Origin of the sequence: Luteolibacter arcticus (assembly GCF_025950235.1) — a bacterium.
GTDB classification, from domain to species: Bacteria; Verrucomicrobiota; Verrucomicrobiia; order Verrucomicrobiales; family Akkermansiaceae; genus Haloferula; species Haloferula arctica.
Genome location: NZ_JAPDDT010000002.1, coordinates 696,665 through 710,313 on the forward strand (window position 1 = coordinate 696,665; position 13,649 = coordinate 710,313).

Here is a 13,649-nt window from a genome sequence, read left to right on the forward strand (position 1 = left end):
GATGGTTTAGTTTGGATGCGGGATTTCTGCCAGCCGGGAGCGGATCTTTTCCACCGCCCAAGCCGCGTGTTCGGCAATCAGCGGATCGGGATCGGCCGCCGCGCGGTCCAGGGAGGGCAGATCGTCCGCTCCGCCGGTGTTGCCCAGCACCACGCAGACGTTCCGCAGGAAACGCGGGCGCTTGATCCGCTTGATCGGCGATTTTGAGAAGAGCGTGCGGAAACCGTCGTCATCCAGCGCCAGGAAATCGCGGGCCTTCATCGCGAACACCGTTTCGCGGGCGTGAAAGCGAGCCTCACGCGACTCCTGGGCAAAGCGATTCCACGGGCACACCTCGAGGCAGGCGTCGCAGCCGTAGAGCCGGTCGCCGATCGCCTCGCGGAATTCCTCCGGGATCGGTCCCTTGTGCTCGATCGTCAGGTAGGAGATGCAGCGCCGGGCATCCACCCGGTGCGGCGCGGTGATCGCCTGGGTCGGGCAGGCATCGATGCAGCGGGTGCATTTCCCGCAATGGTCGCCGAAAACCGGGTCCGGAGGCAGATCCAGGGTGGTCAGCAGCTCGGCGAGGAAGAACCAAGTGCCGATCTGCCGGTGAATCTGCACGGTCGATTTTCCGTTCCAGCCGAGCCCGGCATCGCTGGCGAAGTCGCGCTCTAGCACGGGGCCCGTATCGACGTAGAAGCGCTGCGTGCCGCCGAGCGCCTGCATGCCCTCGTCCATTCGCCGTAACATCTTCTCGATGATGTCGTGGTAATCGTCATTCCACGCATAGCGGGCGATCCGGTAGCCTTCCCCCGCGCTACGGCCCGGGTAGTAATTCAGCGCGAGGCAGACCACCGCCTTGCAGCCGGGCAGCACCTCGCGCGGGTCGCAGCGGCGCTCCGGCGTGCGTTCCATCCATGCCATGTCGCCGTGGCAGCCATCGTCGATCCAGTCCTTGAAAGTGTCCGCATGCGTCGCCACGCGCGCGACCGCGATCCGGCAATCGTCAAAGCCGGTCTCGCGGGCGAGCTGCTTGATCGCATCGGCCGGGGACATGGGGGGACCATGGGGCGGGAAGGCGCGCGAGACAACCGCGGCGTCATTGCGCAGTTTTTGGCCGCTCCGCCCCTACCCGAACCGGTGGATTGAAATCCCCGGCGGGCCGGTCAGGGTTGGGAACCATGCACCGCCGGCAATTCATCGAACGCTCCGCCCTCGCCCTCGCCGCCGCTGGCGTTTCGCCCCTGCTTGCGGCGGAGAATGCTCCGGCGGATCGGCCGCTCGCCGTCTTTACCAAGATGCTCGAGAAAGTTCCCGCGGACGAGCTCGCGGAGAAAATCGCGGCACTGGGCATTACCGGCATCGAGGCTCCGATCCGGGCGGGCGGGCACATTGAGCCGAGGGACGTGGCGGACAAGCTGCCTGCTTTCAACGAGGCCTTCAAAAAGCGCGGCCTCGAGATCGTCATTCTTTCCTCCGACGTCGATCAGGTGAAGCCCGAACACGAAACCGTGCTCCGCACTGCCGCCGCGCTCGGCATCAAGCGCTATCGACTCAAGCACTACCGTTACGACTTGAAGAAGCCGATCGCCCCGCAGCTTGCGGACATCCGCGCCAAGCTCATCGACATCGCCGCGATGAATAAGGAACTCGGAGTGCAGGGCCAGTATCAGAATCACCGCGGCAACGATTACGTCGGCGGCCCGATCTGGGACATGGTCTCAGCGCTTGACGGCATCGATCCCGCGCAGCTCGGATTGGCCTTCGACTTCGCGCATGCCACCGTCGAGGGAGGCAACGCCTGGGAACTGAACCTGCACCGCGCCGCTTCGCACATCGTGTCGGTCTATTTCAAGGACTACCGCCTGGATGGGCGCCAGTGGAACCCGTGCCCACTCGGTGAAGGTGCGGTGAATCCGAAGTCGGCGGCGCTCGTCCGTCAGCTCCTGCCAGCCACCACTCCGATCTCCATCCACATCGAGTACATCTCCGGCGACAACCACGTCGCCCGCATGCTGGAGGCGATGAAGAACGATGTCGGGACCTTGAGGAAGTGGCTGAAGCCGGCCTGAGAAGCCGTCTGAAAAATATCGGCGGAACGGCTCCCCAATTGCCCATTGGGGAGCCAAGGCGGAGGGGCGGGACGCCCCTCCAACGGACTGGGGCAAGATGCCCCAGCTACGAATTCCAGACAGGCTCTAACAGCCCTTACGGTCCGAACGCAAAGCGCGCGAAGAAGCTCGTGCCTCCCGGCGGCGGGGTGATGCGATAGTGCAGGCGATCCACCGCCGGACTGGTGCTTTCGCGCTGACTGCCGATGAACTCGGCGCTGGCATCCACGTCCCAGTCCTCGAGGTCGGTCGAGATTTCCGGCAACACGCTGGCACCTTCCGCAGTGGCGCGGCGGGTGATGGTCATCAGGAAGCTACCTCCTTCCTCGACTTCGAAGGTCGGTGCCAAAGTCGGTTCGGAGGCCTGCGGATTGCCGCCGAGGAAGTACTCCTCGCGGGTGGTGAAGCCATCGCCGTCGAGGTCATCGTTGTCGCCGTGATTGCCATTCGCGGTCTTCCAGGCGGCATAGCTCTGGGTATCGGCAAGGCCCGGTGTGCCACCGCCCGCCACCGCGCTGGCACGCCAGCTTCGCGGGTCATCGTGATCCGGTGCGGACGCGGGATTGATCAGGACCAGCGAGTAGCCGTCACCGTCGGCTTCCAGTGGCCAAGGCAGTTGATCGCTGTAGATGAAGTCGTGCAACTCGTCGCCGTTCGCGGCGACCAGCCGGAGCTGCTCGCCGGCGTTGTCGAGGCTGTTAGGGAAGGTTCCCACCACCGGCCTGCCGGTTCCGAAGGCTGCGTTGAAGGCCGCCGTGTCCTTTACCACCAGGATCCGCGCGCCGGGTGCCAGCAGGGTGCTGCCGGGGAAGGTGAACTCGACACCCGCCTCGAAGCTCACGCTGCTCAGGTCGAGCGTCGCGTTCGAGACGTTCGTCAACTCGACATATTCGGTGAGCTCCACGTCGCCCGGGGGATTGTAGTAGATCTCCGAGACCACCAGCGTGGACGGCGCGGGCAGCGCGATGCCGCCGGTATTCGTGACCACGATGCTATCGCTGCCGATCACGGCGCCGGTGAAGTCCACGGCTTCCAGCGTGATCGCATTCGGACCCGCGCCGATCGGCACCGCCACCTGCCACTCTGTCGATGAAGTCCATGTGATCGCCAGCGGGACGCTCGATCCGGCGAGGCGGATATTGCGGACGTTCACCCAGCCGCTGCCGGCGAGCGAGGCCGGGCTGAAGGGCGTCGAGAAATTGGCCCCGCCATTCGTGGTGATGGCAAAGGGGACGGACGGCGTGTCGCTCTGGATCGCGCCGAGGATGTAATTCGAGCGGGTGTTGATGTAGCTCAGATGCCCGGCGAAATCCTGACCCGGCAACAAGCTGCCGTAGTGAGTGGCCCACGGCCCCAGATAAGACTGGTTGAAGACGGTCGTGCACAGGTGATGCAGGTGTCCGAGGTAGAGCCGGCGCCGCGCGGGATTCGCGACCAGCTTCTGGAGCTCGGAATTGTCAAAGATGCCCCGCGTCGCGCTGAACGAGAAGTCCATGTCGTGCGGGAAATAGAGGACGCGTCCATCCGGCCGTGCGTAGAAGATCCCGTTGTGGTTCGAGTTGTCGAAGAACGAGTCCCCCGCGCCGGTGGTGCAGGCGTGGGCCGATGCCTGGAGCCATTGAGCCGGATCGATGACGTCAGTCAGCCCGGTTTCAAAGGCACTGCCATTCTTGGCGAACTGCTTCGCGGCGGCGATGATCCGCGAGTAGTCGTCCTTGTCCTCGTTGTTCTCTAATAGGAAGTTCCAGCGGTAGGCTTCCTTGTCGTCGCCGAGGTCGGTCAAGTCCGTGCCGACCACGCCGTCCGGCTGCGGAAGCTTGTAGCCATTGCCATCGGTGGTGGTGGGGTAGTAGATCAGCTCGTACTCCCAGCCCGTGCCGTCGCTGCCGTTCTCAAACTGCGAGTCGAGGAACACGTCGCCGAAGCGAGCCATCTGCAGGATGGCATGGCTGGTGTGCGCGGGATTCGGCGCGATGACCTTGCAGAGGTCATTGTATTCCGCCGGGATGCCGCCGCCCGCTGCCATCGTGTGGTCGAAGAGGATTTCCCGGCAGCCGGTTTCCTGGCCGTCCGAACGGTCGATGGCCACGGTGCGGTGGGCTCCGCGGAATAGCTGGTCCTGATTGAAGCCGAGGTTGAAGCCGACCCGGTTGTTGGAAGGACGGCCGCGCTGGCTGCTCTTCAGCCGGACGCCGGCATCGTAGTAGATCTCGCGTTCGTCATAGATCACGGTGCAGCCGAGCCGTTCGTTGCTCATCAGGTTGTTCTCCTGATAGAGCAGCGCCTCATCGGCCGGATCCATTACGATCCGCAGGTTGTGCAGGCCGTTGGTGGCGGCCAGGCCGTCGTTCACCTGATAAAGGGCGTGCGAAGAGGCTCCCTCCGCGGGGAAGTACGAGGTCTGTGGTAGCACCCCGGCATCCGTCGCGGACACGTAAAAGCGAACGACGCTGGAGGTGGCTTGGCCCGGGATGGCTCCGGTGAAGGTGGTGCCGTCGCCGGAAGGAGTCATTGGGATGGCCGTGAAGGATCCGCCATTCACCGCGTAGTGGACCGTCAGTGTGCCGAGACCATCGGGATCGGCAGCGCGGGCGGTGACAGTGACGCTTCCGCCGGCATCCGGCACTGCAGGCGAGTGGATGAAGCGGGTGAATCCGGGCCCGGCATTCGTCACGGCCGCCGAGTTCGCCGTGCCCGGCGTGCCGGGGTGCTCCGTGCGCGTCAGTTCGGTGGTCTTGGCGCAGCGGTTGAAGTAGAGCCGGGTATTGAGACGGTTCGATCCGCCGAGCCAGCGGGCGCGGTAGCGGATCTCGTAAACGCGGCCGTTCACCACCGATCTTCCGCTGGCGAGCGTCGTCTCCACGTGGTTGTGCATGTGCTCGGTCGGTCCCTTGGAGGAGAGGCGCAGCACCGGATTTCCCGGTTGGTCGGGATCGTCGATCACCTGCGCGTGGCGGTGGTTGCCGAGAAAGCGCCAGCCGTTGGTGCCAGCGCTGAAATTGCCATTGTCGATCATCGGCACCGCGCTGCTGTCGGGATTTTCGATGACGGCGATGTCGTCGATCAGAACGTCGCCGCTGTCTAACAAGCCGAAGATAAACTCGCGCCACTGGCCATCCGGTCCGACCCTGCTCGCCGCAGCGGTGATGCGGTAGCTGTAGTTCTGCCACGTCCGGCGGGTGCTTTCATCACTGGCAGACCATGCTTCCGGCAGCGAGTTGTCCGAGCGCGGGTCGCGGAGTTCGAGGGTCGAGCCGTCGCCATCGGGGCTGCCGGGCCAACGGCCGCCATCGAAATACTTCACCTCGTCGGCCGGATTCCCCGCGCTGTCGAAGAGCGTCACCGTCTCGCCGCTGTTGGCGAGGCTGCCGGACCACGGGCCGAGCACGGTCACACCGCCGGGAACGGGGAAGCTGCCGGGATTCTTTGCCACGATCAGATGGCCGCCAGTTGCGAGCATCGTGTTGGCTGGAAAGGTGAACTCAATCCCGCCACCGACGCGCCAGCCACCGAGATTCACCGTCGAGGCACCGCGGTTGCGGAGTTCGATCCACTCCTTGTCCGCGCTTGCCGGCGTCAGTTCCGGCGGATGGTAGCAGATCTCGTTGATCACGATATTCTGCTGCAGCGCGAAGGCATTCGCTGCTCCCGCTGTCGCCGAGGAAGGGTAAAGCCAGCGGTTCGGCCAAGCGGCGCTGCGGCCGCGTACGACGGCTTCCGCGATCTGGGCATCGACCGGAGCCCCACCCGGTGCGCGCAGGATGATCTTGTCGCCGGTGCCGGGGCGGAAGCCGAGTTGGGTCTGATTGAAATGCAGCAAGCCACCCGCGGGAACGGTGGTCGTCGGCAAGGCATCAACGGCATCTTCGGAACCTGCCACCTCCAGCGTGAAGCCATTCGTCGAAATCGCCTGCGACGATGGATTCCGGACTTCGATGAAGAATGATACCGCTCCGGACGCTGCGATCTCATTCAACTCCAGCGCTGCGGGAAGGTCGGGATCCACGGGCGTCTCAATGCCGCGGAGGTTGGCCGTGAAGTAGGCGGTGTTGTCGGAAGCACCGGTGTGCACCGAGACGGCGAGGACATTCGTGCCGCTGACCAGAGCCGAGGATGGGACGGTGTGATACGCGGTGACCGCCGGCGCGGCGAGGTCGGCTGACGCTGACGTCGAGTGAGCCACCGCACCGCCGGGCATGCCGCTGCGCGAGATCTCCTGGCCGTTCAGATAGAAGACCGCGCCATCGGCCAGCGTGTGACCGAGTTCCAGCGTCGTGCGAGCGGGGTCGCCGGTGAAGGTGAAGGATTTGCGGAAATAGGAAGTCGAGGCATTTGTGGCGAGCGACGTCCGTGCAGCGCCATCTGGAAAGGCGGTGGCGAGGCCGTATTTCGCTTCGAGGTAAGCGCCGGTTGCTTGGAAGTCGGATTCCCCGAGCGCGTTGCGATAGACCAGCAGCTCGGCAATGTCGCCATTGAAGCCTTGGGTGGTTGAACTGCCGTGGCAGCCCATCACGATCGGCTGTGGTGTGAGATCCGAGCCGTCATCCGGCACGCTGCCTTCCATCACGCCATCGACCCACAGTTCGAACCGGCTCTCCGCCGGATTCCGCCGCACTGCCACGATTTGGAACTGGGTGGTCGAGATCGAGGTTGTGGACACCGGTCCTCCAATGCCTCCGCCATCATCGTAGCGCTTTTGGAATCCGTAGCGGCCATTCACCGCCTTGAGCGAGACCAGCGGTTCACCCACCGTGGTGACGCGGTCGAAGAGATAGGCACCTTCGCCTCCGGTAACGCTGCCGCTGTTAGGCGCAGCATTCGCGCGGCAGACGATGAAGTAGACGAAGCCCGACGTGGGTGCGATGCCGGGCGAGAGCGAAGTACGAAACTCATCGTTGCCATCGAAGTCGATCGCCGGTTCGCCACTGGGAGTGGCATTCGCTTGAAAGGCAGGATTGCTACCCGGGACGGCATTCTGTGAAACGCCATCGCCCGTGGCCGTGTCGGTCCACGGGCTGAAGGTGGCACCGTTCGCCACACCGGTGACCGCGCCAGCTCGATAGCGTTCGACCAGATTCGCGGTGACGCTCAGCACCGGAGGGGTGCCGGTGGTGGCGAAGGGTGCTTGGCCTTGCGACCAGAGGCTGTCGTTGTAGGAAGTGTTTTCCCAAGAACTGGACGGCGCGGCGGTGTTGTCGCGGTAGCGCCAGGTGGTGTCAGCATTCGTGAAGACGTGAACCAGCGGTTGATCCGGTGAACGGAAATTGAGGGTCGCCGGGGTGGCAGTGGCAAAGCGCCAGTTCGCGGGATCAAGCGCGCTGCTGCCGGGGAGACGTTTCGCCAGCGTGGCTCCGGGGCCATCGGCCGCAACCGGCCACGGCGCGGTGTCGCCATACGAGACCCGGTCCATCAGCCGGCCGGTAGGGCTCAGCAGGTCGACCGTTTCGCCGCTGTTGGAAAGGTTTCCGGTGAAGGGTCCGCGCACGCCCGGAATGCCAGTGAGCGATGCGTGGCCCGGCGTCTTCGCGATCAGCAGATAGCCGCCGCCGGGAATGACCGTGCTACTAGGAAAGACGTAGTCGATGCCATCCGCCAGTGACCAGCCGGAGAGATCGACGTTCACCGCCATCTGGTTGTGCAACTCGATCCACTCCGCCTCCTGGCTGGTTGGCGGATTGAAGTGAATCTCATTGAAAGTGACGACCGCATCGGGCGTGTCGGCGGACAATCGCGTCGCAGCGACGAGGCCAAGGAGCGGGAACCATCTAGGGGTGAACATGGACGAACAGAAAGGAGATCGGAGGTGGGAGGAGAGCCAGGGAGGGCAGGGCTCTCTCTCCCGAAAAGAGGGCTCCGCGGACCACTCGGGTCCGCGGAGCCGGGAAGCATCAGACTGCGAGGGAGGTTACTCCTCGTAGGAGATTCGATAGAAGGCGCGGCCGTCCGGAGGATCATTGTCCACCAGGTTCACGACGCCCGAACCCTCAGCCACCTTCGTGTCCACATTGGTCCAGCTGTCCGCTAGGAGCGTGGTCGAGCGTTGCAGGATGTAGGTGGCACCGGGAGTGCCGGTGAAGGTGCCGGTGACGTTGTTGCCATTCAGGTCGACGGCCAGCGTCATCTGAGTTGGCGGGACGCTCGCCCCGGAGACCACGGCGATGGTAACGGTGCCTGTGGCGGTGCCTCCCCAGCCGTCGCTGATCGTGTAGGTGAAGGTGTCATTTGCCTCGCCCGTGATCGGCCAATCCACGGGCGGAGTATAGACGAGGGTGCCCGGGGACCCGCCCGCCACGATGGTTCCGCCATTCACACTCGTGGCGTTGTAGTTGGTGAGCGTCAGGGTGTCGGTATTGCCGTCGGTATCGTTTGAGAGCAGGTCGAATTCGACACTGAGTTCGAGTGGCACGTTTTCGTCGGTGACGAGCGGGCCGTCGTTATTCGCGACCGGCGCGGCATTGGCGACCATCACCGGAACCGTGGTGCTTTCCGCGTCTCCTGCCGCGTTGGTGACGATGACCTTGTAGTTCCCGTTGATGGCAGCGCTGGTGCCGACGAGGTTGAGCGAAGTGCCGGTTTGGCCTGAGATCGGGTCGCCGTTCTTGTACCATTGGTAACCCAACGGACCCGAGCCGATGGCTGAAACCTTGAGGGTGAGGTTGCCATTGCGGATGACCGTGCCGCCCTTGGGCTGCACGATGACGACGGGCAAGGCTCCCGCCGCCGGGATCACAACTGCGCGCAGGGTATCCACACGCAGGCCGGTGAGGCCGTCGCCGGCATTGTTCACCACGAAGTCGATGTTATTGATGCCCGCGATCAGGCCGGGCGCGTTGCCGGTATCGATGACGAAGGGTTCCAGGGTGGAAAAGGCCGCGCCGGTGGGGTTGAGATTCGAAATGCCGGTGGCCACTCCATTGACGCGGATTGCCAGGCCGTTGTTGTCCGATGCCCACCTCCCAAGGATCCTGACGGTGGCAAGATCGCGGCCCGTGAGATCGATGTGGGTGCGATAGACGTAGGTGCCGAAGCCTTCACCGGCGTCCAAGCTGCCATTGGCGGAAGCGGTGTTCGCGAGCGGGCCAATCCATTTCGAGGTGGCGGAGTTCGCCAGCCATGCGCCGGGAACGTTGGTCTGCACGTAGGTGTCGAACTTGGTTCCGTCGTGCGGATTCGCAGTCAGCGTGTAGTGCGGGTCGATAATGCCGTTGGCCAGGATTTCTCCATTTTCGTCCAAGCCGGTACCGAAGATACCGGGCACGTGGTCGAGGACGAGCAGTGTGACCGTCTGGCTGGCGACGGAGTTGACTCCATTGCTCACCGTCACGGTGTATTTGCCGGTGTCCCCGGCGGTCACATTGGACAGATCCAGAACGGGACTGTCGGTGCCGACGACGGTCGTTCCACGCTTCCATTGGTAGGAAAGGGTGGCGCTGCCGATGGCTCCGACACGGAGCGTGTAATTGGAACCCGTGGCGATGATGGAACCTGCCGGTTGCAGCGTGATCAGCGGGGCGACGCCTGTCGTAGGGTCGGCCTCGCGGTTGCTGATGGCGCAAACATGGATGGAGGTGTTGTGGGTGTAGGCGGAGTGGAAGATCTTCGCGGTGCCGTCGGCCTTCGCCGTGTAGCGGTACTCGATGCGGATGCCCTTGTTGTTTCCGAACTCGGATTGGTCGATGACCACGGGGGCGTCTTCGCGATTGCCGAAGAACGTATTGTAGCGAACGCCCGGCGCTTCAAAGCCGGTCGAGTAAATGGTGAAGACGTATGCCTTGCCAGGGGTGAGGCCGGAGAAGTTGTGAGCTCCGGGGAAACCGGCATGTGCGAAATCCCGCGACAATGCTGCGCTGGGGCTCGAGATTTCGTTGTTCGTGTCGTTGTTAAAGACGTTCGGAAGGGCGGACGTGTAGCCCGGAGCGGCTGGATTGGCACCGGGGGTGCCAGTGAAGACGACGCCATTGACGTTCACACTCGCGGCGGTGCCGAAGTTGAGGGCATGGGTGTAGTGGTGGGTGGGGAGGACACCGGAGCTTGCGTCATCGTTCCATGCGGCGGTGGTAAATGCGGGTGCCGGGGTGCTGGCGACGGCCTCGCGGTTGCTGAAGCCAGAGGTATGGAACCCGCCCCCTCCGAGGGCCGGGTAGAATATGGTGACCGGCGAGCCAAGCGCGTCGGTGGTGTAGGCGTAGTGGACAAGAAGGCCGTAGCCCTGGCCTTGGCCGGCGGGCTTGCCCAGACCATACTTGTTGAGGCTCACCGTGAGGCGTTGCTCATTCGCACTCGCATTGCTGGAGAAGGTTGCCGAGCGGTATTCCGTGGCGGGGTTGCCGTCCCAACTCACCCCGTAGACCGTGAAGACGTACTGGGTCGAAGGCTTGAGGTTCTCCAACTTGATCGACGGCTGCCCGTCGTAGCGGAATGGTCCCGCGAGACCCGCACTGTTGCCGGTCACATGATTCGTGCCGCCGCCGTGGGTAGTGCCGAGGCCGGTGAGGGCGAAGCGACCGGGCGTCCCGGTTTCCCTGCCGAGGAAACGGACGCCATTGATGGTGACCCCGTTGTTGGTGCCGAAGTTGTAGGAGTGGGTATAGACGTAGCTGGAGTCGATGCCCGAATCGGCGTCGCCAGTCCACGGAGCCACCGACCAGGCGTTGGAGGAGGGAGCGATTTTCACATCGTCCACCGTCAGGGTATGGTCACCGGCGGTGCGCATGTTGGCGATGGCGATCGTGTGCTGCTCCGCGGTGGCGGTGAATTCGAAGGCCGCGTATTTGTAGAGGTTGGTTCCCCCGACCGCGGTCACTTCGGCATCCTCCCCCGCGGGGGTGCCATCGACGGAGAACCTCAGCACGGCGGACTGGCCGGCGCGGGCGTTGACGCGAAAGGAGACGTTGTACTTGGTGTTGATCTGCAGGCCGGTGACCGTGGTCTGGAGGCTGGCCACGCCGGAAGCGCCCGCTTGGACGAAGGCGACATTGAGGCCTTCCGGAATGACGCCGTTGTCCGCGAAGGGAGAGGAGCCTGAGGGGTTGAGGCCCGTCCGGCTCACCGGGGTGCCGGTCCAACCGGTGATCGGGCCGTTCGGCGTGAAGGTCGGGCTGGCGTCGATGTAGCCGGGGAAGACGGTGAAGGTATTGGCTTCGAATCCCGGGTTGGTGATGGTCTGGGCCACCAGCGGGATGGGGGAGAACAAGAGGGCAGCGGCGAGACAACTCGCCAGCGCTCCTGCGGAGCACGTGGTTAATTTCATGGGGAACTGGGTTGTTTTCTGAATTGGGTCTTTCGTGTCTTGGGATTCCACCGGGCCGACCTCTTCCACAGCTCGCTGCGAAATGGCAGGCACCGATGAACTCCGGTTTTACCCCGGTCTCGGGAAGAGGCGATGGAATTGGATTCCCAATCCCTGCCAAAATGCGCGGCGTTGTTAGGTCGATCCGCAATGTCCGTAGTCGATTGACATTGATGGAGTAAGAGTCGCCCACCTCAGGGAGACGGAAGGGCTGCCAAGTCGGACGTTGCGCTGCCCGATCCCGGGCCTCAGCCTCCAGGTGGACTCGCTCATCGCTGCGGGACGAAACCACCGCCACTCGCGCGGGTTTTCGTCCCGGAGACCCGACCCCGACATTTTCGCTTCCCGCCCGCCTCTCATCTGCTTTCGTCGCCGCCCGCATGGACAAGACCGCATTCTGGAAACTGCTCGATGGCCTCGACACCGAGGACGCTGCCGCCGAACTCGCCGCCCGCCTCGAAGAACTCGAGCCCGTCGAGATCGCGGACTTCCAACGCCACTTCGATGAAGCCCACGCACGCGCCTACAACTGGTCGCTGTGGGGCGCCGCCTCCCTGATGGAAGGCGGTTGCTCGGACGATGGCTTCGCCGACTTCCGCTACGGCCTGATCTCGCGTGGCCAGAAGGTCTACGACTCCGCCCTGGCCGATCCCGATTCGCTCGCCGACCTGTTGGATGAAGAGGACTTTCTCTCCAACGAAGAGTTCGGCTACGTCGCCGGTCAGGTCTATCAATCGATCACCGACGAAGAAATCCCGCACTCGGACGATCCGCCCGCCTTGGAACCTTCCGGCGAGGAATGGGACTTCGATGACATGGACCTGAATGCCGAGAAGCTTCCCAAGCTGACGGCGAAGTTCGGCGACTGAGCGAGAACGTCGTTACGCTCCGAACAAGCTCATGACCGGCTTCCCCTTGCCGTCTTCGGTGGCGTAGAAGGGGCGTTTCTCGATGTCGTAAACCGTTTTGGGACTGATGCCCATGGCGGTGAAGAGGGTGGCGTGAAGGTCGGTGATGGTGACCGGGTCCTTCACGGCGACCAGCGGACGCTCGTCCGCGGTCGCACCGTGGACGTGGCCTTTCTTCATGCCGCCGCCGAACATCACGACGGAAGAACCGCCGGTGAAATGGCGGTGCAGGCCGTAGTGGGTCATGTTCTCCAAGGTGTCGGATTTCACGCGCGCCTGATCCTTGGCCTCCGAGCCGGGCACGCCCTCGATCATCATGTCGCGGCTGAACTCGCTGGCGATGATCACCAGCGTGCGATCCAGCATGCGCCGTTCTTCCAGGTCGCGGATCAGCCGGGCGATGGGGCGGTCGATTTCCTGTTTCAGCTTGGCGACGGTTTCGTGGCCGTTCTCGTGGGTGTCCCAGTGGAGGAAAGGGACATACTCGGTAGTCACCTCGATGAAGCGCGCGCCGGCTTCCGCCATGCGCCGGGCCAGCAGGCAACCACGGCCGAAACGACCGGGGCCGTAAGAGTCCAAGGTCGCCTTCGACTCGCGGGTCAGGTCGAAGGCTTCCTTTTCCTTCGAGCCTAACAGGCGATGGGCATTCTCCAGCGAGCGGAGCATCGACTCCTGCTGGTGGTCGCTCATGAAGTCGCGCTGCGGGTTGGCATCCACGAGCTTGCGGTAGAGCTGGTAGCGGTTGGTGAAGCGGCCGGCGTCCATGCCCTCCGGCGGGCGCACCGAGCGGGCGGCCTCATCGGGGTAGGGCAGATTGAACGGTCCGAACTCGGCACCGAAGAAGCCGGCGGTGGTGAAGGCCTTGAGCTCCTCGCTCTCGCCGATGCCTTCCAGCCGCTGGCCGATATTGACGAACGCGGGCATCACCGGATTGCGCGGGCCGAGCACACGACCCATCCACGCGCCGATGTGGGGTGCGGCGACGGTCTGCGGCGGCACGTAGCCCGTATGCCAGTGATACTGGTGGCGAGAGTGAAGGATGGAGCCGAGGTCGGGCTGGACGTGCGAGCGAATCAGCGTCGCGCGATCCATCAGCTTTGCGATCTCCTCGAGGCCTTGGCCGATTTTCACGCCGTCGAGCGTGGTATCGATGGCGGGGAAGGTGCTGAGGATCTTGTCGATCGGCAGGCCCTTCTCAAAGGGGCGATAGCCCTTGGGATCGAAGGTTTCCGGGGCAGCCATGCCGCCAGCCATCCACAGCAGGATGCAGCAGTCGGCGGTGGCCTTGGGATGGACGACCTCTTCATTGCCAAACGCGCGCGGCGCGCCTGACATGGCAGCGGCCAGGCTGGAGGCGGA

Annotated in this window: 6 protein-coding genes; 2 read left to right on the forward strand and 4 right to left on the reverse strand. The window is 63.9% G+C overall.

The annotated features are described in order from the left end of the window. Positions 1–6: 6 nt before the first annotated feature. The gene (gene queG, locus OKA05_RS07655; RefSeq protein ID WP_264486533.1) at positions 7–1,038 is read right to left on the reverse strand and encodes a tRNA epoxyqueuosine(34) reductase QueG; all 1,032 of its coding nucleotides are present in this window, start codon (positions 1,036–1,038) and stop codon (positions 7–9) included. Between the two features lie 125 nt (positions 1,039–1,163). Here queG and OKA05_RS07660 point away from each other — a divergent pair, with 125 nt between their 5' ends. Beyond that, positions 1,164–2,054 carry a sugar phosphate isomerase/epimerase family protein gene (locus OKA05_RS07660; RefSeq protein ID WP_264486534.1) on the forward strand — a complete coding sequence of 297 codons (891 nt, stop codon included), beginning with the start codon at positions 1,164–1,166 and terminating at the stop codon, positions 2,052–2,054. Between the two features lie 136 nt (positions 2,055–2,190). Here the strand turns inward: OKA05_RS07660 and OKA05_RS07665 are convergent, their stop codons facing one another. After that, positions 2,191–7,872: a lamin tail domain-containing protein gene (locus tag OKA05_RS07665; RefSeq protein ID WP_264486535.1), complete on the reverse strand. Its 5,682-nt coding sequence runs from the start codon at positions 7,870–7,872 to the stop codon at positions 2,191–2,193. Positions 7,873–7,998: 126 nt separating this feature from the next. Beyond that, positions 7,999–11,343, reverse strand: coding sequence for an Ig-like domain-containing protein (locus OKA05_RS07670; RefSeq protein WP_264486536.1), 3,345 nt, complete (start codon positions 11,341–11,343; stop codon positions 7,999–8,001). A 419-nt stretch (positions 11,344–11,762) separates the two neighbouring features. On the opposite strand from OKA05_RS07670, the gene OKA05_RS07675 reads away from it, so the two are divergent. Next, positions 11,763–12,251 carry a DUF4240 domain-containing protein gene (locus OKA05_RS07675; RefSeq protein ID WP_264486537.1) on the forward strand — a complete coding sequence of 163 codons (489 nt, stop codon included), beginning with the start codon at positions 11,763–11,765 and terminating at the stop codon, positions 12,249–12,251. A 12-nt stretch (positions 12,252–12,263) separates the two neighbouring features. Here OKA05_RS07675 and OKA05_RS07680 read toward each other — a convergent pair whose 3' ends face one another. Further along, positions 12,264–13,625, reverse strand: coding sequence for a DUF1501 domain-containing protein (locus tag OKA05_RS07680; protein ID WP_343226956.1), 1,362 nt, complete (start codon positions 13,623–13,625; stop codon positions 12,264–12,266). Positions 13,626–13,649: the final 24 nt, after the last annotated feature.